This window comes from Flavobacterium sp. 5, from assembly GCF_002813295.1.
Lineage (GTDB): Bacteria > Bacteroidota > Bacteroidia > Flavobacteriales > Flavobacteriaceae > Flavobacterium.
In genome coordinates this window covers 1020358-1041309 of sequence record NZ_PHUE01000001.1, presented here as the reverse complement: position 1 = coordinate 1041309, position 20952 = coordinate 1020358, and the positions used below count along the sequence as shown (strand labels likewise).

Annotated in this window: 12 protein-coding genes; 10 read left to right on the top strand and 2 right to left on the bottom strand. The window is 32.5% G+C overall.

All coding sequences use genetic code 11. The features are described from left to right. Positions 1-20 precede the first annotated feature (20 nt). The 3 genes from rpoC (at position 21) to CLU82_RS04170 (ending at position 5289) form a co-directional block, all read left to right on the top strand. Positions 21-4337, top strand: coding sequence for a DNA-directed RNA polymerase subunit beta' (rpoC, locus tag CLU82_RS04180; protein WP_100841909.1), 4317 nt, complete (start codon positions 21-23; stop codon positions 4335-4337). Between the two features lie 62 nt (positions 4338-4399). Continuing rightward, on the top strand, positions 4400-4711 hold the full coding sequence (locus tag CLU82_RS04175; protein ID WP_100841908.1) for a DUF3467 domain-containing protein: 312 nt from the start codon (positions 4400-4402) through the stop codon (positions 4709-4711). Between the two features lie 209 nt (positions 4712-4920). Next, positions 4921-5289, top strand: coding sequence for a hypothetical protein (locus tag CLU82_RS04170; protein WP_100841907.1), 369 nt, complete (start codon positions 4921-4923; stop codon positions 5287-5289). Positions 5290-5374: 85 nt separating this feature from the next. Here CLU82_RS04170 and CLU82_RS04165 read toward each other — a convergent pair whose 3' ends face one another. Then, positions 5375-6964 carry a peptide chain release factor 3 gene (locus CLU82_RS04165; protein WP_100841906.1) on the bottom strand — a complete coding sequence of 530 codons (1590 nt, stop codon included), beginning with the start codon at positions 6962-6964 and terminating at the stop codon, positions 5375-5377. 657 nt (positions 6965-7621) lie between these two features. On the opposite strand from CLU82_RS04165, the gene CLU82_RS04160 reads away from it, so the two are divergent. The 7 genes from CLU82_RS04160 to CLU82_RS04130 all read left to right on the top strand — a co-directional run bounded on the left by CLU82_RS04160 (position 7622) and on the right by CLU82_RS04130 (position 19066). Further along, positions 7622-9052 carry a peptidylprolyl isomerase gene (locus tag CLU82_RS04160; protein ID WP_100841905.1) on the top strand — a complete coding sequence of 477 codons (1431 nt, stop codon included), beginning with the start codon at positions 7622-7624 and terminating at the stop codon, positions 9050-9052. A gap of 80 nt (positions 9053-9132) precedes the next feature. Then, on the top strand, positions 9133-10086 hold the full coding sequence (locus CLU82_RS04155; protein WP_100841904.1) for a MoxR family ATPase: 954 nt from the start codon (positions 9133-9135) through the stop codon (positions 10084-10086). A 332-nt stretch (positions 10087-10418) separates the two neighbouring features. Next, a complete protein-coding gene (locus tag CLU82_RS04150; RefSeq protein WP_100841903.1) occupies positions 10419-13190 on the top strand; it encodes a bifunctional aconitate hydratase 2/2-methylisocitrate dehydratase in 2772 nt (923 codons plus the stop codon). A 127-nt stretch (positions 13191-13317) separates the two neighbouring features. After that, positions 13318-15579 carry an aconitate hydratase gene (locus tag CLU82_RS04145; RefSeq protein WP_100841902.1) on the top strand — a complete coding sequence of 754 codons (2262 nt, stop codon included), beginning with the start codon at positions 13318-13320 and terminating at the stop codon, positions 15577-15579. An 806-nt stretch (positions 15580-16385) separates the two neighbouring features. Next, positions 16386-16769 carry a hypothetical protein gene (locus CLU82_RS04140; RefSeq protein WP_100841901.1) on the top strand — a complete coding sequence of 128 codons (384 nt, stop codon included), beginning with the start codon at positions 16386-16388 and terminating at the stop codon, positions 16767-16769. Between the two features lie 34 nt (positions 16770-16803). Further along, positions 16804-17436, top strand: coding sequence for a hemolysin III family protein (locus tag CLU82_RS04135; protein WP_100841900.1), 633 nt, complete (start codon positions 16804-16806; stop codon positions 17434-17436). A 226-nt stretch (positions 17437-17662) separates the two neighbouring features. Then, positions 17663-19066 (top strand): LysM peptidoglycan-binding domain-containing protein, encoded by a 1404-nt coding sequence (locus CLU82_RS04130; protein ID WP_100841899.1) that lies wholly within the window; start codon positions 17663-17665, stop codon positions 19064-19066. A 63-nt stretch (positions 19067-19129) separates the two neighbouring features. On the opposite strand, the gene CLU82_RS04125 is transcribed toward CLU82_RS04130, so the two are convergent. Continuing rightward, a complete protein-coding gene (locus CLU82_RS04125; RefSeq protein ID WP_100841898.1) occupies positions 19130-20554 on the bottom strand; it encodes a HAMP domain-containing sensor histidine kinase in 1425 nt (474 codons plus the stop codon). Between the last annotated feature and the right edge of the window lie 398 nt (positions 20555-20952).

Below are 20952 nucleotides of genomic sequence, written 5' to 3'. Positions count from 1 at the left end.
ATAAATCAATAGTAAAAACTATGATGAATAATAGAAATAATAACAACAATAAAGATAAGAATCCTGTAAAAAGATTCAATAAAATATCTATAGGTCTAGCTTCTCCTGAATCAATTTTGAAAGAATCGAGAGGTGAAGTTTTAAAGCCAGAAACTATTAACTACAGAACTCACAAACCAGAACGTGACGGTCTTTTCTGCGAAAGAATTTTTGGACCTGTTAAAGATTTTGAATGTGCTTGTGGTAAATACAAAAGAATACGTTACAAAGGGATCATCTGTGACCGTTGTGGTGTAGAGGTTACTGAGAAAAAAGTACGTAGAGATAGAGTAGGACACATCAACCTGGTTGTGCCAATTGCTCATATCTGGTATTTCCGTTCTCTTCCTAACAAAATTGGTTATATTCTTGGTTTGCCATCTAAGAAATTAGATATGATTATCTACTACGAAAGATATGTAGTTATTCAGGCAGGTATTGCTAAAAATGCTGAAGGAGAATCTGTACAAAGACTAGATTTTTTAACTGAAGAAGAATATTTAAATATTTTAGATACTCTTCCAGCAGACAATCAATATTTAGATGATTTTGATCCAAATAAATTTGTTGCCAAAATGGGAGCAGAGTGTATTATGGATTTATTAGCTCGTATCGATCTTGACGAATTGTCATATGATTTAAGACACAAAGCTAATAATGAAACATCTAAACAACGTAAAACTGAAGCTTTAAAAAGATTACAAGTTGTTGAATCTTTCCGTGAGTCTTCATTGAATAGAGAAAATCGTCCAGAATGGATGATTATGAAAGTTATTCCGGTTATTCCACCAGAATTGCGTCCTCTTGTGCCTCTAGATGGAGGTCGTTTTGCAACTTCAGATTTGAATGATTTATACCGTCGTGTAATTATTCGTAACAACCGTTTGAAAAGATTAATCGAGATTAAAGCTCCTGAAGTAATCTTAAGAAACGAGAAACGTATGTTGCAAGAATCAGTAGATTCACTTTTCGATAACACTCGTAAAGCATCTGCTGTAAAAACGGAATCAAACAGACCATTAAAATCATTATCTGATTCCCTTAAAGGTAAGCAAGGACGTTTCCGTCAAAACTTACTTGGAAAACGTGTGGATTATTCTGCTCGTTCGGTAATTGTTGTTGGACCTGAGTTGAAATTGTTCGAATGTGGATTGCCAAAAGATATGGCAGCAGAATTATACAAACCTTTCGTTATCCGTAAATTGATAGAAAGAGGAATTGTAAAAACTGTAAAATCTGCTAAAAAAATAATTGACAAAAAAGAGCCAGTAGTTTGGGATATCCTTGAAAATGTAATTAAAGGTCACCCAGTATTACTAAACCGTGCTCCTACTTTGCACAGATTAGGTATTCAAGCATTCCAACCAAAATTAATTGAAGGAAAAGCGATTCAATTGCACCCTTTAGTTTGTACGGCGTTTAACGCGGATTTTGATGGGGATCAAATGGCGGTTCACTTGCCGTTAGGACCAGAAGCTATTTTGGAAGCTCAATTGTTAATGTTGGCTTCTCATAATATCTTGAACCCTGCGAATGGTGCTCCGATTACTGTACCTTCTCAAGACATGGTACTTGGTCTTTACTATATGACCAAAGAACGTTTGTCTACACCTGAGAAAACTATTTTAGGACAAGGAATTACTTTCTACTCTGCAGAAGAAGTAAATATTGCATTGAATGAAGGTCGTTTAGAATTGAATGCTCAAGTGAAAATTAGAGCAAAAGATTTTAACGAAGCTGGTGAATTAGTTTACCAAATTATTCAAACAACTGCTGGACGTGTATTATTTAATGAAGTAGTACCAGAAGCAGCTGGATATATCAATGATGTATTGACTAAGAAAAACTTAAGAGACATTATCGGACACGTATTGAGTTCGACTAGTGTACCTGAAACAGCGGCTTTCTTGGACAACATGAAAGATATGGGTTATAAATTCGCATTTAAAGGAGGATTATCATTCTCTCTTGGTGATATTAGAATCCCAGAACAAAAACCAAAATTAATTGCAGATGCTAGAGAGCAAGTTGAAGGTATTTCTGCGAATTATAACATGGGTCTTATTACAAATAACGAACGTTACAACCAAGTTATTGATGTATGGACTTCAGCAAATGCTCAATTGACAGAATTGGCAATGAAAAACATTAGAGAAGACCAACAAGGTTTCAACTCTGTGTATATGATGCTTGATTCTGGAGCGAGGGGTTCTAAGGAACAAATTCGTCAGTTAACTGGTATGCGTGGTTTGATGGCTAAGCCTAAAAAATCTACTGCTGGTGGTGGAGAAATTATTGAAAACCCGATTCTTTCTAACTTTAAAGAAGGTCTTTCGATTCTTGAGTACTTTATTTCTACTCACGGTGCTCGTAAAGGACTTGCGGATACGGCTCTTAAAACGGCTGATGCTGGATACTTAACTAGAAGATTGCATGACGTTTCTCAAGATGTTATTGTTAACATCGAGGATTGTGGTACTCTTAGAGGTATTGAAGTTTCTGCTTTGAAGAAAAATGAGGAAATTGTTGAATCATTAGGAGAAAGAATCTTAGGACGTGTTGCATTGCAAGATGTAATCAATCCTTTAACTAGTGATATATTAGTTCAAGCAGGTCAACAAATCACTGAAGCTTTAGTAAAAGCTATTGAAGCTTCTCCAGTGGAGAAAGTTGAAGTACGTTCTCCATTAGTTTGTGAGGCTACGAAAGGTATTTGTGCTAAATGTTACGGTAGAAACTTAGCAACTGGAAAAATGACTCAAAGAGGTGAGGCTGTTGGTGTAATTGCTGCACAGTCTATTGGAGAGCCAGGAACACAGTTGACACTTCGTACTTTCCACGTTGGAGGGGTTGCAGGGGGTATTTCTGAAGAATCTAGTATTATAACTCGTTTTGGAGGTAAACTAGAAATTGAAGATTTAAAAACTGTTAAAGGTGAAGATAGTGAAGGTAATGCAGTTGATATTGTAGTGTCTCGTTCTACTGAACTTAAATTAATTGACGAAAAAACAGGTATTTTATTAAGTACGAATAACATTCCTTACGGATCTAGTATCTATGTTAATGATGGTGATTCAGTAGCTAAAGGAACTGTAATTTGTAAATGGGATCCATATAATGGTGTAATTGTTTCTGAGTTTACTGGTAAAATTGCTTACGAAGATTTAGAGCAAGGACAATCGTTCATGGTTGAAATCGATGAGCAAACTGGTTTCCAAGAAAAAGTAATTTCTGAAGCAAGAAACAAAAAATTAATTCCAACTTTATTGGTTTACGGTAAAGAAGGTGAATTGATTCGTTCTTACAACTTACCAGTTGGAGCTCACTTAATGGTAGAAAACGGAGAAAAAATTAAAGCTGGTAAAGTTTTAGTAAAAATTCCTCGTCGTTCTTCTAAATCTGGGGATATTACAGGAGGTTTACCAAGAATTACTGAGTTGTTAGAGGCTCGTAATCCTTCGAACCCAGCTGTAGTTTCTGAGATTGATGGTGTTGTTTCTTTTGGAAAAATTAAAAGAGGTAACCGTGAGATCGTTATTGAATCTAAATTTGGTGATGTTAGAAAATACTTGGTTAAATTATCAAGTCAAATATTAGTTCAAGAGAATGACTTCGTTAGAGCTGGTGTGCCATTGTCTGATGGAGCTATTACTCCAGATGATATTTTAAGAATTCAAGGACCAGCTGCTGTTCAACAGTATTTGGTAAATGAAATTCAAGAAGTATACCGTCTTCAAGGGGTGAAAATTAACGATAAACACTTTGAGGTAGTTATACGTCAAATGATGCGTAAAGTTAGAGTTCAAGATCCAGGAGATACTTTATTCTTAGAAGATCAATTGATTCATACTAAAGATTTTATCGTTGAAAATGATAAACTTTACGGAATGAAAGTGGTTGAAGATGCTGGAGATTCAAGTGCTTTAAAAGCAGGTCAAATCATTACACCCCGTCAGTTACGTGATGAGAATTCATTGTTGAAACGTACAGATAAAAATCTTGTTGCGGCTCGTGATGTAATTACTGCTACTGCAACACCTGTTTTACAAGGTATTACAAGAGCTTCTCTTCAAACTAAATCATTTATTTCTGCTGCTTCTTTCCAAGAAACAACAAAAGTATTAAACGAAGCTGCTGTTGCAGGTAAAGTTGACTTCTTAGAAGGATTGAAAGAAAATGTAATTGTAGGTCATAGAATCCCAGCTGGTACAGGTATGAGAGAATATGATAATGCAATTGTAGGATCTAGAGAAGACTATAATGATATGATGGCAAATAAAGAAGAGTATATTTATTAATTCTTTCCTCAATGTTCTCTCTCTGTCAATTCAGAGAGAGAGTGTTGAAAAACTTAAACTATATGAGCAATTCTAACCAACAACAAGAACAGATTAATATTGAATTAGATGAAAAAATAGCTGAAGGGATTTATTCAAATTTGGCTATAATTAATCATTCCTCATCTGAATTTGTATTAGATTTTGTTTGTATTATGCCAGGTGTTCCTAAGGCAAAAGTTAAATCAAGAATTGTTTTAACACCACAGCATGCTAAGAGATTACTCAAAGCAATGGCTGAAAATGTTCATCGTTTTGAATTAGCACATGGTGAAATAAAAGAGGGTGAACAACCTCCTATTCCATTAAATTTTGGTCCCGCGGGACAAGCATAATTTTATAATTAAAGACTCCATTTTATGGAGTCTTTTTTATTTGTAATTTATCCTTTATCCTAAATATTATTATTTCGTTAACAATGACAACACGTTTATGTATTTAAACGTCTATTTATGTACTTCAACGACTATTTTTTTTCAAAGTTAACTATAGATTTACTTTCGTAGTCTATATATGTTTATATACCATATATATAGTAAATGAGATGGATAATTTTTTTTTGAAAGTGCAAAATAACAATTCTAGAAGTTTTTTACTTGTTGTGATTTTGTTTGCTTTTTTTTCAAGTACTACTGTTTTTGGACAAAAGGAAAATTTAGAAATTTCAACCGAGGAGGTATTAACAAATCATAATAATATTGTTATTGAAAATCCAATAAAAGTATCCAGTTCTATTATAAATTCGAATGCTAATTTTATACTTTGGTTCATGGGAACTAAAGAGAATATAGGAAAAACTTTTTCTGATGACGGTATGTATTCTAAGAAAAGTTTTATGACTTCTGGAGCTGAGCCAAATCATTTATTAGTAAAAACGCTTTTGAAAAAAGCGCTAAATATTAAATCTTGCTAGCGAGTATTTAAGGTTGAATTTAATTTGTATATATAAAAAACGCCAATTTTAAATTGGCGTTTTTTTTGTTTTAAATATTTGTAGTTTAATCAAATTCAGAGGTGAAAAATAATTTTACACTTGGATATTTATTTTGAGTCATTTGAATTGTAAAATCAGAATCGGCAAGAAATACTAATTGATTGTATTTGTCTTTTGCTAAAAATTTCTGTTTAATACGTTTGAATTCTTTAAATTCATCATTTTTTGCATCATCAGGTTTTACCCAGCAGGCTTTATGCACAGGAAAATTTTCATAGGTACATTTTGCACCATATTCGTGTTCTAAACGGTATTGAATAACTTCGTATTGTAAAGCTCCTACAGTTCCAATTATTTTTCGATTATTCATTTCTAAAGTGAATAACTGAGCCACTCCTTCATCCATCAATTGATCAACACCTTTGTCCAGCTGCTTGGCTTTCATAGGGTCGGCATTATTAATGTATCTAAAGTGTTCTGGAGAAAAACTTGGGATTCCTTTGAAGCTCATTATTTCACCTTCGGTTAAAGTATCGCCAATTTTAAAATTTCCAGTATCGTGTAAGCCAACAATATCACCAGGATATGAAATATCTACAATCTCTTTTTTCTCTGCGAAAAATGCATTTGGACTTGAGAATTTCAAGTTCTTTTTTTGACGAACGTGATAGTAGGGTTTGTTTCTTTCAAAAGTTCCTGAAACGATTTTTATAAATGCTAATCGGTCTCTGTGTTTAGGATCCATATTAGCATGGATTTTAAATACAAATCCAGACATTTTTTCTTCTTTTGGGTCGACTAATCTGGTTTCTGAGTCTTTAGGTTTTGGTGATGGTGCAATATTAATAAAACAGTCTAATAATTCTCTAACACCAAAATTGTTTAAAGCTGATCCGAAAAAAACAGGTTGTAATTTTCCATCCAAATAATCTTGACGATCAAATTTAGGATATACTTCGTCAATTAATTCTAACTCTTCTCGTAAGCGATCTGCAGGTTTTTGACCAATTATCTTTTCTAATTCAGGGTTTTGAACATCAGAGAAAGCAATTGTTTCTTCGATATTTTTACGGCTATCACCACTAAATAGGTTGATGTTTTGTTCCCAAAGATTATAGATACCTTGAAAGTCATATCCCATTCCGATAGGAAAACTTAGAGGAGTAACTGTTAGCCCAAGTTTTTGTTCTACTTCGTCCATTAAGTCGAAAGCGTCTTTTCCTTCTCTATCTAATTTATTGATAAAAACGATGATTGGAATTTTACGCATTCTACAAACAGAAACTAATTTTTCGGTTTGTTCTTCGACACCTTTAGCAACATCAATTACAACAATTACACTGTCAACAGCAGTTAAAGTTCTAAAAGTATCTTCGGCAAAATCCTTATGACCAGGAGTGTCAAGAATGTTTATTTTTTTTTCTTTATAATTAAAAGCTAAAACTGAAGTTGATACAGAAATCCCTCTCTGACGTTCAATTTCCATGAAATCACTTGTTGCTCCTTTTTTTATTTTATTACTTTTTACAGCTCCTGCTTCTTGAATAGCTCCTCCAAAAAGTAGTAATTTCTCTGTAAGTGTGGTTTTTCCTGCATCGGGATGTGAGATAATCCCAAAAGTGCGTCTTCTTTCTATTTCTTTTAAAAAACTCATATTTTTATATCAATTGTCTGCAAAAGTACTATTTATAAATGCTATTTAAAAAAATATATAGTTATAATAAAAGCAGATTTATACTTGTTTGTAATAAGGTTCTGAGTTTGATTACAATTATTAATACTGACTAAGAATTGCTAAGCTTGACTTTAGTCCTTATATAAATCGATATCTCTTTGCTTTTTTATTTAGATAGCCATACATAAATAGTATAGCAGGAAGGATGTTATAATAAAGGACTGATTTTGTTGTTTCTAATAATGGATATTTGAATTTTTGTTATAAGGTATAAAGTAATTAATAATTTTTCTATTGAGAATTGTAAAGGGAATAGGTTTTATGCCTTCTTTGTTAATTTATTGTAAGTTTAATTGAGCGTATATTTTTTTGAATTTTACTCTAGTAATATTGATGTATATTGGAACTTAATAATTTTTTGTTAATACTAGTAAGGAAACTTGTTTAATGCATTCGAATTGTTATTTTTGTTTGGTTTAAGTTCGGATAATTGTAAGTATTTTGTTGAATTATTGCAGTTTAATTATTCGGAATTAAAAGTGAATATGTGTTTTAGTTTTAAAACGTTGTTTTTAAGTAGAATGCGTTTTTTTAAAACTAACTTTTTTGAAATAATACTAATAAAAAATATAAAAAATGCCTTTAAAAATTGCACAAATGAAATCCATAACTATTAAAGTTGTGTTGACTTTTTTTCTTTTGTTTTCTGCTTTGACTTTTGTAAATGCTCAAGAAATTATAAAAGATAGTGTTGTTACAGTTGCTAAAGTAGAGGTGCCATCAGGTAAAAAACTTAAAATAGATGGAGTAGTTGCAACCGTTGGAGATTATATGATACTGGATTCTGATATTGATAAGGGGTTTTTGGAGATTAAAAGTCAAGGAGGGTCTACGGCAGATGTAACTAGATGTCAGGTTTTAGGAAATCTACTTGAGCAAAAATTATATGCACATCAAGCTGTTCAGGATAGTATTATAGTAAGTGATGCTGAAGTGAAAGGAATGATGGATGAAAGATTAAATTATATGCTGGAACAAATTGGTTCTATGGATAAATTGGTGAAATATTATCAAAAGGATTCTGAAGAAGAATTTAGAACTTATTTCTTTGATGTGTTGAAAGAGCAAAAGCTTACAGGTGAAATGACTAAAAAAATAGTTGATAAAGTTGAAATTACACCTGAAGAAGTTCGAGAGTTTTTTAAAAAGATACCTGCTGCAGATTTGCCTGTTTTTGGTGCTGAATTAGAAGTGGCCCAAATCGTTGTTAAGCCTAAGGTGACTGATGAGGATAAGAAAAAAGTTATTGATAAATTAAATGGTTTTAGGAAGGAATGTATGGAAGGCTCGAGTTTTGCGACCAAAGCTGTTTTGTATTCTGAAGATCCTGGTTCGAGTAAAAATGGAGGTTATTATAAAATGACTCGAAAAACTCCTTTCGTAAAGGAGTTTAAAGATGTTGCTTTTAGTCTTGCTGAAGGTGAAATATCAGAGCCTTTTGAGACCCAATATGGATATCATATTATTTATGTAGAAAAAATTAAAGGACAAGAGATTGAACTTAGGCATATATTAATTTCTCCTGTTGTTTCTCAGGAATCATTAAAAGAGGCTAAAGAAAAAATTACTTTAATTAGAAAAAAGATTCTTGATAAAGAAATTACTTTTGCTGAGGCAGCAAGAACTATGTCTGATGAAAAAGAAACGAGAGCGAATGGTGGTGCTTTGGTTAATTCTAAGACTCAAGATACACGTTTTGAATTGACCAACATGGATCCTAGTATATATACTCAGGTTTCTAATTTAAAAGATAATGAAATTTCTATGCCATTCTTGGAAGATGTTCAAGGGAAAAAGGATTATAAAATCATGACAGTGACAAATAGAATTGATTCTCATACTGCTGATTATGCTAAGGATTATATTAAAATTAAAGATTTAGCTTTGAAAGAGAAGCAAATTAAAGCGATTGCAAAATGGCAGGACACTAAAATAAAAGACACCTATATTAAGGTTGTAGATGAGTATAGAGATTGTCCTTTTGCTAGTAACTGGCTAAAAAAATAATTTTCATTAAATAAATAAAAAGAGTTAGTTTTATGTTTTCATAATGCTAACTCTTTTCTAATTAAAAAAATAATATAAAAATGTCGGATGTAACAGCTATTCAAAATTTAGTTCAAAAGCGCAATGAATTAAAAAAAGAAATATCCAAAATTATTGTAGGTCAGGAAGCTGTTGTCGATCAGATTTTGCTTTGTATTTTTTCTGGAGGACATGCTTTGTTGGTTGGTGTTCCTGGGTTAGCTAAGACTTTGTTGGTGAATACTTTGGCGCAAGCGTTAGGACTTGATTTTAAAAGAATTCAATTTACACCCGATTTAATGCCTTCAGATATTTTAGGAAGTGAAATTTTGGATGAAAACAGACAATTTAAATTTATTAAAGGACCTATATTTTCTAATATTATTTTGGCTGATGAAATTAATAGAACACCACCCAAAACCCAAGCAGCTTTATTAGAAGCAATGCAAGAACGTTCTGTTACTATAGCTGGGGTAAACCATAAATTAAGTTTACCTTATTTCGTATTGGCTACTCAAAATCCAATTGAGCAAGAAGGTACTTATCCTTTGCCAGAAGCACAATTAGATCGATTTATGTTTGCTATAAAACTAGAATATCCATCTTTTGAAGAAGAAGTGCAAGTGGTAAAACAAACTACTGCTGATTCCAATGTAATTATAAATGCTTTATTTACTGCTCAGGAAATTATTGATTTTCAGCATTTAATTCGTCGTATTCCAGTTGCAGATAATGTGGTTGAATATGCGGTTACATTGGTAAGTAAAACTCGTCCTGATAATGTGCTTTCGAATGAATTTGTAAAAAATTATCTTGATTGGGGAGCAGGACCTAGAGCGTCTCAGAATTTAATTTTGGCTGCTAAAGCAAACGCAGCTTTTCATGGTAAGTTTTCACCAGATATAGAAGATGTAAAAGCTGTTGCAGTGGGAATTTTACGCCATAGAATTATTAAAAACTATAAAGCCGATGCAGAAGGAATTTCTGAGGAAATGATAATCGCAAAGCTGATTTAAAAGAAATAAATAAGAAATTATTGAAAAGTGTTGTATTCTAATGGGAATGTAACACTTTTTGTTTTAACAATAATTTTTATTTTTGTTAAAACAAAAAATCAAATTGCGAAATTTGTAAATTTCATTATAAAAACATGCTTATTTCTTATTTTAATGCACTGAAATCTTTTATTTTGCAATAATAATTTTTACAAATCGTACATCCATTAAATTTTTTTAAATTCTCGTCTTTAATTATTAAATTTGCATCACAAAAAAAACACGAACTTATTATGGCATTTGGTTTTGAAATAATCAAGAAAATCTGCCTTTAACGCTGAAAAAGATCTATTATGAACATTTATAACGATTATCTAAACGAAATCGAAGAAAGAAAAGGTCAGGGGCTTCATCCTAAGCCTATTGATGGCGCTGAATTGTTAAGCGAAATCATTACTCAAATTAAAGATTTAGATAACGCAAACCGCGAAGGTTCTCTTAATTTTTTTATTTATAATACTGTTCCTGGAACTACTCCTGCTGCTGGTGTAAAAGCTGCTTTTTTGAAAGAAATTATTCTTGGTGAATCTTTGGTTAGTGAAATAACTCCTGCTTTTGCTTTTGAATTATTGTCACATATGAAAGGTGGTCCTTCTATTAAGGTATTGCTTGATTTAGCTTTAGGTAATGATGTTGCAACTGCAAAAGAAGCTGCTAACGTTCTTAAAACTCAAGTTTATCTTTATGAGGCTGATACAGATCGTTTAGAGGCTGCTTACAAAAGCGGTAGCGAAATTGCTGCAGAAATTTTAGAAAGCTATGCTAAAGCTGATTTTTTTACAAAACTTCCAGAAGTAGTAGAAGAAATTAAAGTGGTTACTTTTGTTGCTGGTGAAGGAGATATTTCAACCGATTTACTTTCTCCAGGTAACCAAGCACACTCAAGATCTGATCGTGAATTGCATGGTAAATGTTTAATTTCTCCTGAAGCACAGGATAAAATTGAGGCATTAAAAGCAGAGCATCCAGAAGCAAGTGTGATGTTAATTGCTGAAAAAGGTACTATGGGTGTAGGGTCTTCAAGAATGTCTGGTGTAAACAACGTGGCGCTTTGGACAGGAAAACAAGCAAGTCCTTATGTTCCATTTATAAATATTGCTCCAATCGTTGCAGGAACTAACGGAATTTCTCCAATTTTCCTTACGACTGTTGATGTTACAGGAGGTATTGGATTAGATCTTAAAAACTGGGTTAAAAAACTGGACGCAAACGGTAAAGCTGTTTTAAACGAAAGTGGTGATCCTATTTTAGAAGAAGTATATTCAGTTGCGACTGGTACTGTTCTTACAATTAATACAAAAACAAAAAAATTATATAGTGGAGACAAAGAGCTAATTGATATTTCAAAAGCTTTTACTCCGCAAAAAATGGAATTTATCAAGGCTGGAGGATCTTACGCAATTGTATTTGGAAAAAAACTTCAAACATTTGCTTCAAAGGTTTTAGGTATTGATTTGGTTTCTGTTTATGCTCCGTCAAAAGAAGTTTCTATCGAAGGGCAAGGTCTTACTGCAGTTGAGAAAATTTTCAATAGAAATGCAGTTGGTTCAACTCCGGGGAAAGTATTACATGCTGGTTCTGATGTGCGTGTTACAGTTAACATTGTTGGTTCTCAAGATACAACAGGTTTGATGACTTCTCAAGAATTAGAGTCTATGGCTGCTACTGTGATTTCACCAATCGTTGATGGTGCTTACCAATCTGGTTGTCACACTGCTTCGGTTTGGGATAATAAATCTAAAGCTAATATTCCTAGATTGATGAAGTTTATGAATGACTTCGGTTTGATCACAGCACGTGATCCGAAAGGAGTTTATCATGCAATGACAGATGTAATTCATAAAGTATTGAATGATATTACTGTTGATGAGTGGGCTATCATTATTGGTGGTGATTCGCATACAAGAATGTCAAAAGGTGTTGCTTTTGGTGCTGACTCAGGAACGGTTGCGCTTGCACTTGCGACTGGAGAAGCTTCAATGCCGATTCCGGAATCTGTGAAGGTTACTTTCAAAGGAGATATGAAAGGGTACATGGATTTCCGTGATGTGGTTCACGCTACTCAATCTCAAATGCTTCAGCAATTTGGAGGAGAAAACGTATTCCAAGGTAAAATCATTGAAGTTCACATTGGAACACTTACTGCTGACCAAGCGTTTACTTTTACAGACTGGACTGCAGAGATGAAAGCTAAAGCTTCTATCTGTATTTCTGAAGATTATACTTTGATTGAATCTTTAGAGATTGCTAAGGGTAGAATCCAGATCATGATTGATAAAGGTATGGATAATGCTACTCAAGTCCTTAAAGGATTGATTGCTATTGCTGATAAGAGAATTAAAGAGGTTATTTCTGGTGAGAAACCAGCTTTAAGACCAGATGCAAATGCTAAATATTATGCTGAAGTTGTTGTTGATTTAGATTTAATTGCTGAGCCAATGATTGCAGATCCAGATGTGAATAATGCAGATGTTTCTAAAAGATATACTCACGATACCATCAGACCTTTATCTTTCTACGGAGGAAATAAAAAAGTAGATCTTGGATTTATCGGTTCTTGTATGGTTCACAAAGGAGATATGAAAATCCTTGCTCAAATGCTTAAAAACATTGAAGAGCAAACCGGTAAGGTTGAGTTTAAAGCACCGCTTGTAGTAGCTCCACCAACTTATAATATTGTTGATGAATTGAAAGCTGAAGGTGACTGGGAAGTTTTACAAAAATATTCTGGTTTCGAATTTGACGATAATGCTCCAAAAGGCGTGGCACGTACAGGATACGAAAATATGTTGTATTTAGAGCGTCCAGGTTGTAATCTTTGTATGGGTAACCAAGAAAAAGCGGCCAAAGGAGATACTGTAATGGCAACATCTACTCGTCTTTTCCAAGGAAGAGTTGTTGAAGATACAGAAGGTAAAAAAGGAGAGTCATTACTTTCTTCTACTCCGGTTGTGGTACTATCTACAGTTCTTGGTAGAACTCCTTCGATAGAAGAATATAAAGCTGCGGTGGAAGGTATCAACTTAACTAAGTTTGCACCATCTCATAAATTGTTAGTTAAATAATCGTACCATTTGTTAATTATATTATAAAAGCCTGAGTCATTTGACTCGGGCTTTTTTATACTCTGATTTTTTTGTACCTTGTAGTGTTCGAAAAAAGAATAACAAAAAACAATTTAATATACATCTTATGGCATTTGATATCGAAATGATTAAAAAAGTGTATGACAACATGGTAAGTCGTGTTGATGCAGCACGTGAGATAGTTGGCCGTCCACTTTCTTTAACTGAGAAAATTTTGTACAATCACCTTTGGGAGGGAGTAGCAAAGGAAGCTTACAAAAGAGGGGTTGATTATGTAGATTTTGCTCCAGATAGAGTTGCTTGTCAAGATGCAACTGCCCAAATGGCATTATTACAATTTATGCATGCTGGTAAGAAAACAGCTGCTGTTCCTACAACGGTGCACTGTGATCATTTGATTTTAGCTAAAAATGGGGCTGAATCTGATTTGGCTGTAGCCAATAAACAGTCAAAAGAAGTTTTTGATTTCTTGTCATCAGTTTCAGATAAATATGGTATTGGTTTCTGGAAACCAGGATCAGGAATTATTCACCAAATTGTTTTAGAAAACTATGCTTTCCCAGGAGGAATGATGATTGGTACCGATTCACATACTGTAAATGCTGGTGGATTAGGTATGCTAGCTATCGGTGTTGGTGGTGCAGATGCTGTGGATGTAATGTCTGGTATGTCTTGGGAATTAAAATTTCCTAAACTAATTGGAGTAAAATTAACTGGAAAATTATCGGGATGGACTGCTCCTAAAGATGTAATTCTTAAAGTAGCCGATATTCTTACCGTAAAAGGTGGAACTGGTGCAATTGTTGAATATTTTGGTGAAGGTGCTACTTCAATGTCTTGCACAGGAAAAGGAACTATTTGTAATATGGGTGCCGAAATCGGTGCTACCACTTCTACATTCGGTTATGATGATTCTATGCGTAGGTATTTGTCAGCTACTGATCGTCAGGATGTAGTGGATGCCGCAGATAAAGTAGCGTCATACTTAACAGCAGATCCAGAAGTATATGCTAATCCTGAAAATTATTTTGACCAAGTTATCGAAATCAATTTGTCTGAATTAGAACCACATATTAATGGGCCATTTACTCCAGATCGCGGAACTCCAGTTTCTAAAATGAAATCCGAAGCTGCAGCTAATGGATGGCCAATAAAAGTAGAATGGGGATTAATAGGTTCTTGTACAAACTCTTCTTATGAAGATATGGCTCGTGCAGCTTCAATTGTAAACCAAGCTGTTGAACACGGAATTACTCCAAAAGCTGAATTCGGAATTAACCCAGGTTCTGAGCAAATTCGTTATACTATCGAAAGAGACGGTATCATTGCTACTTTCGAAAAGATGGGAACCAAAGTGTTTACAAACGCTTGTGGACCATGTATAGGACAGTGGGATAGAGCAGGGGCAGACAAAGAAGAGAAAAATACAATCGTACATTCATTCAACCGTAACTTTTCAAAAAGAGCTGATGGTAATCCAAATACACACGCTTTTGTGACTTCACCAGAAATGGTAGCTGCACTGGCAATTTCTGGAAGATTGGATTTTAATCCATTAACAGATACTTTAATAAATGATAATGGAGAAGCAGTAAAGTTAAACGCTCCATTTGGTGACGAATTACCAAAAAGAGGTTTCGCTGTAGAAGACGCTGGTTTCCAAGCCCCAGCTGCCGATGGTTCAGGCGTGAAGATTGTGGTAAGCGAAACTTCGGATCGTTTGCAATTATTGGCTCCATTTGATGCATGGGATGGTAAAAATATTTCAGGAGCCAAATTATTAATCAAAGCTTTTGGAAAATGTACCACAGACCACATTTCTATGGCAGGACCATGGTTGCGTTTCCGTGGACATTTAGATAATATTTCAAATAATATGTTGATTGGTGCAATCAATGCATTCAACCAAAAAGCAAATTCTGTTAAAAACCAATTGACGGGCGAGTTTGATGCAGTTCCTGTAGTAGCTCGTGCTTACAAAGCAGCCGGTGTGCCTTCAGTAGTTGTTGGCGACCATAATTATGGAGAAGGTTCTTCTCGTGAGCATGCTGCGATGGAACCTCGTTTCTTGGGTGTAAAAGCCGTATTGGTAAAATCTTTTGCTCGTATTCACGAAACGAATCTTAAAAAACAAGGTTTGTTAGGATTGACTTTTGCTAACGAAGCTGATTATGACAAAATCCAAGAAGATGACACTATCAACTTCACCGATTTGGTTGATTTCGCTCCAGGAAAACCATTAACAGTAGAATTTATTCATGCTGATGGAAGCAAAGACACAATCTTGGCAAACCATACGTACAACGAAGGACAAATTGGTTGGTACAAAGCAGGTTCAGCCTTGAACTTAATAGCAGCCAACGCTTAAATGTTACTGTTTATATGTCAAAAACTCTCAAGGCAACTTGGGAGTTTTTTTTGTTCAAAATTTAAATAAGGAGCTAATCCTGCTGTTATTTCAAGCTTGTTTATATCCTTGTTTTTTTCTTGATATAAAAGGAGCTTCCGTTGGTCGCTCTTTTATATCAAGAAAAAAATACAAGTCTATTTCACAAGGCTTTCCATTCCCATCAGGGCTAGTGATGCAGTATTATAAAATCATTTGTCATATCATTTATAGGTGCTTTGAAATAATAAGACAGGAGTTTAAAACAAAATTACAGGTGCTTAACACTAATACTATGGGGGTTTAATACCAATAAGACTAGTGTTAATAGCCAATATTACAGGTGTTAAGCAGCCATACTATTAGTGTTTAGTACCAATAAGACTAGTGTTAATAGCCAATATTACAGGTGTTAAGCACCCGTACTATTAGTGCTTAGTACCAATAAGACTAGTGTTAATAGTCAGTATTATAGGTATTAAGTATCCATGCTATTGGTGTTTAGTACTAATGAGACTAGTGTTAATGACCAATACTATAGGTGTTAGGCATCTTTGCTATTGGGGTTTCGTGCCATAAAACATGTTATTTATCTCACTTTTAGGAATTAAAATTAAAGAATACAGTGTTTATGGAATCATTTAGTAAAACTTGAAATCTCAATTCTAGAGCTCAAAAAAATAATTTATTTTTGGATTGTTGTACAAAAAGTTTGAATAAATTTACAAAGTGACAATTAGGTAATTCATTAATCTAATTCTTTGAAAGTCTATTAAAAATAATTTTAAATGCTAATACTAGTTTCAGTTTTAATATTGTTTATTCCTTTGGTATTTCAAATTATTTCGGGTAATAAATCCTTGAATAACTTATTGTATAAAGACTATTTAGGTGTTTGTATTGCTAGTTTATTTATGCAAGTAATTATTACTTTTTTTAGTTTTTTCTTAGCAATGAAAGGAATGACTATGAATGGGAATAAATGTGTAACGGGTGCAGTTGCAATTTTTGGGTTGAGTTTTTTAGTTGCTCTATTGATGGTATTTATAATGGTAGTCCAATTTGTAAAAACAAAGCTCAAGGAAAGAAAAACGAAGGATCAAGAAAGCGAAGTTATCCTATTTGATACTATCAAATCGAATAGTAATTCTGATGAAGAAGAAAATTTATAGATTTAAGTGATATTGGATTAAAATTGTAAAATTAATGTCAGACAGAATTCAAACCCGAAACGAAGAATTAGCAAATGGAATTTCACATATTCTAGGAGTATTGTTTTGTTTAATCGCGGTTCCTTTTTTAGTAACTAAAGCCTCCAAACAGCATGATTTAGTTACTGTTTTGTCAGTTTTGACCTTTGGAGTTGGAATGTTGTTAGTGTATTGTTTTTCGTCCTTATATCATTTGGTTCAAAAAGAGAGAAGCAAAGAATTACTTAAAATAGCAGATCATATCAGTATTTATTTTCTTATTGCAGGAACATATTCTCCTTTAATGATTTTGTATTTGAATACCAAAAGTGCAATGATTTTTCTAGGTACAATGTGGGCAATTGTTTTGTTAGGTACTTTTTTTAAGATTTTTTATGTAAATCGTTTTAAGATTGTTTCTACTGTATTGTATTTGTTAATGGGGTGGATGATTGTTTTCGTTATTAAACCTTTGTGGGGCGTTATGCCATTTTCGGTGTTTTTATGGATTTTAGCCGGAGGTTTAAGTTATACTTTTGGAGTCTATTTTTATGTAAAATCATATAAAAACTACTATCATACTGTTTGGCATTTCTTTGTGCTTTTAGGTACAGTTTTTCATTATATCGCCATTTTGAAAAGCTTATAAATTACTTTAGATAAGGAGTGAAATTGCAAAAGATTGTTTCTAAATAACATACAATTATTACATTTTACTAAAATTTTAGTAATCCTTTAACTTTCATATTTACTTAAAAACATATATTTGTCATTCTTCAGAAAACAGTAGTTTTTTGATATGAAAATATATAAATAATAATAATTCGTCTATAAATACGTTTGTATTATTAGAATTTGACGAAAATAAAAAAGGAATGAGTTATTTTAGAGTAATTGTTTTAGCACTTTTTTTTTGTAGCATAAGTGTTTTTTCGCAAGAAAATAATATCAAGCACACAATCGTAAAAGGAGAAACAATTTCCAGTATTGCTCAAAAATATAATGTATCGATTGCATCGATTTATAAGCTAAATCCTAAGGCTAAAAAAACCTTACATCTCAACCAGGTTTTAGTAATTCCAAATTCTGAATCCAAAAAAGAAAACAGCACTGAAAGTTTAGTTTCCGAACAAACTACCGAAGTTACTCATGAAGTATTGGCTAAGGAAACATTGTATGGAATTACCAAACAATTCAAAACTACCAAAGAACTACTCTATAAAGCCAATCCGAAATTAGAAACGGAAGGCTTGAAAATAGGTCAAACTATTATTGTTCCATCAAGTTTGAGTCAAAAAGAAATCGTCAGTTTATCAAATACTAAAGTAGAAGAAGTTGCAGAGATGCCTGCACCTTTGACACATCAGGTAAAAGCTAAAGAATCTTTATATGTTATTGCAAAAGAATATGGAATTACATTGAAAGAATTGCAAAATGCAAATCCAAATATTGGTAAAAAGGGCTTAAGTATTGGACAAGTAATCAGTATTCCAAGTAACGGAAAATTAAAAGAAAACGAAGCTGTTGTAGATAATGAGAGCTTAAAAGAAAAAGAAGTTCCAGTTGCAGAAATTAAAGCAACAGTTCCTGTTGTTGATATAAATACTTCTAAAGAAATTAAAACAGATTCTGAAAGTCAAACAGCAGAAATTATTCATGTGGTTTTGACCAAAGAAACAAAATACGGAATTGCAAAAAAATATGGTATCACTGTAGCAGATCTGGAAAAACAAAATCCTAGCATTCAACAAAAATTAGATGTTGGCGCAAAATTGACTATTCAAGTTCCAAATACTACTGTCGAAAAAGTAATAGTAAAAGAAGAAATGACGACTGTCTCTCAAGTTGAAAAACCACAAGACAGTATATCTGTTCGGTTGCCTATTGCTAATCAAGATTTGATTGAGAAACTCATTCAGGAGGCATCTGATAAAATAGGGACAAGATATAGATCCGGTGGCACTACAACTGCTGGATTCGATTGTTCTGGTTTGATGTGTTCTACTTTTGGGGCATTTGATATAAAATTACCAAGGTCATCTATTGAACAATCTTCATTTGGAGAAAAAATTGATGATGAAAATGTTCAAAAAGGAGATCTTATTTTTTTTAGAACTAATGGTAGAAGCCATATCAATCACGTAGGAATGGTTATTGAAGTAGGAGAAGGTGAAATAAAATTTATTCATTCATCAACACATTCAGGAGTGATCGTTTCATCAACGAAAGAACCATATTATCACAAGAATTTTGCACAAGTAAATCGTGTTTTGAAATAATAAAAGAGTAGAGTTTAGATAATTTGATCTATTAGATTGTCTTCGATTATTAAAAATACTGGTTTATATTCCATTTTGATTTGGGAAGGTTACAATGAATTTACTTCCAATATTATTTTCTGAAGAGACACAAATTGTACCTTTAATGTTTTCGACAGCTTCTTGTACAATATAAAGACCCAGTCCTGAACCCTTGTTTTTATTTGTTCCAAAGTACATTTCAAAGATGTGCTCTATGAATTCAGTTTTAATTCCAAGTCCATTATCGGATATTTCAATTGTATTAAAACCATCGGCTATATAAGTTTTAATAGAGATAAACATATTTTTTTTGCTACTATCCGAATATTTTATTGCGTTGGATAATAAATTCGAAATGATAATTTTTAAGCGCAAACCATCGCTCTGGATTTCATCGACTAATAATTCTTTTTTGATAGTGATTCGTTTGGCATTTTCTAGATGCATTACTTGTGATATTGCTTCATCAAATAATTCATGGAGACTTACAGGTTCAATAATTATTTGTTTTCGTTTATTTTTGGAATAATCTATAATATCGCTAAGAAACTGATCTTGTCTAATAAGACTTTGGGACATTAAATTTAGATATTCCCTAATCTGATTTACATCATCTTCTAATAAGGTTATGTCAATAAGGCCTTTTAATGAAGTTATCGGAGATCTTAAATCATGTGATGCACTATAAACAAATCGGTCGAGTTCGTGATTTACCAATAGGAGGTTATCATTTTTAATTTCAATTTCTTTTTTTGAAGCTATTAAGCGTTTTACCATTATTGAATAATAAAGACTAAAACTGCAAACGATAATTAAAATAAAAAAGATATTAGTAATAATAAGTAGGTTCTTTATTTTACGGGTTCCTTCCCCCAAAGTATTAGAAAAATTACGTTCATTAATGGTTAGTTTGTCACTAATGTCATTAATTTCTTGAAGAAATTTTTGTTGTTCAGCTGAAGTTAAAATGTTATGTTTTATTTTGACGTCAATTTGATTTCCTATAACAAATAATTTAGAGATTAAATTATCTCCCTGTTCCCATTCATGAATTGCTTTTGCTAAAAAAGATACTTGTTTAAAATTAACAAACAACCAAACAAGATCATCTAAATCATCTTGATGATTTCTACCTTCAAGGAACCCTTTGCGGGAAGTTTCATTATCTCCAACTTTTAAAAGCATTATTCTGGCTGTAGCATCACCTTGAGGGACTTTTAATTCTTTCAGGTATAATTGCCATTGATTTGAGTCTTTAGTAAATAGATAAGTAAGAAGATGGCGGGATGCATCTTTTTGACCTTTTGAATAATGCGATTCACCATTTACATAGGCTCTATTTGCAGATAAAATTTTGATGGTAAAAAAATTGATACAAATTAGTAATGCACAGGAAATTAATACAATTAATAATAGAATAAAAACATTTGAAAAACGTAATTTTTTTAAAATTTGGACTTTCGACATATTTTTTGGTTTGTAGGTTTATAACCCTATTTCTTGCTTTAACAAGTATCTGATAGTCTTATTTTATTGTATTTAAAATTTTGGGGGCTAAAGTTTTTTAATACAATAAATAAATAATTGTTAATAGAAATTTGAATTTAAGTGTTTTTGAAACACTCATTTCAAATTTAATAAAAAAAACATACGAATTTCATAAACTGTAAATTATTTCATATTGATTTCATCTGAAGAAAATAAATAAAAATTTTATTTATCGGTAGCCTTTTAAAATAAGCAATTATTAATAGTTGAGTCTTTGCAAAAAAACTAATAAAGAATAGGAGATTTAATTTCTGAAAATTCAATAATGCAAGAATCAGATTATGGATTTTTAAAAAAAAGTATATCTTTAACCAACC

Excerpts from the sequence above, each read along its gene's own strand:
- rpoC (WP_100841909.1), top strand. The coding sequence starts at position 21 with ATGATGAATAATAGAAATAATAACAACAATAAAGATAAGAATCCTGTA.
- CLU82_RS04175 (WP_100841908.1), top strand. The coding sequence starts at position 4,400 with ATGAGCAATTCTAACCAACAACAAGAACAGATTAATATTGAATTAGAT.
- CLU82_RS04170 (WP_100841907.1), top strand. The coding sequence starts at position 4,921 with ATGGATAATTTTTTTTTGAAAGTGCAAAATAACAATTCTAGAAGTTTT.
- CLU82_RS04165 (WP_100841906.1), bottom strand. The coding sequence starts at position 6,964 with ATGAGTTTTTTAAAAGAAATAGAAAGAAGACGCACTTTTGGGATTATC.
- CLU82_RS04160 (WP_100841905.1), top strand. The coding sequence starts at position 7,622 with ATGCCTTTAAAAATTGCACAAATGAAATCCATAACTATTAAAGTTGTG.
- CLU82_RS04155 (WP_100841904.1), top strand. The coding sequence starts at position 9,133 with ATGTCGGATGTAACAGCTATTCAAAATTTAGTTCAAAAGCGCAATGAA.
- CLU82_RS04150 (WP_100841903.1), top strand. The coding sequence starts at position 10,419 with ATGAACATTTATAACGATTATCTAAACGAAATCGAAGAAAGAAAAGGT.
- CLU82_RS04145 (WP_100841902.1), top strand. The coding sequence starts at position 13,318 with ATGGCATTTGATATCGAAATGATTAAAAAAGTGTATGACAACATGGTA.
- CLU82_RS04140 (WP_100841901.1), top strand. The coding sequence starts at position 16,386 with ATGCTAATACTAGTTTCAGTTTTAATATTGTTTATTCCTTTGGTATTT.
- CLU82_RS04135 (WP_100841900.1), top strand. The coding sequence starts at position 16,804 with ATGTCAGACAGAATTCAAACCCGAAACGAAGAATTAGCAAATGGAATT.
- CLU82_RS04130 (WP_100841899.1), top strand. The coding sequence starts at position 17,663 with ATGAGTTATTTTAGAGTAATTGTTTTAGCACTTTTTTTTTGTAGCATA.
- CLU82_RS04125 (WP_100841898.1), bottom strand. The coding sequence starts at position 20,554 with ATGTCGAAAGTCCAAATTTTAAAAAAATTACGTTTTTCAAATGTTTTT.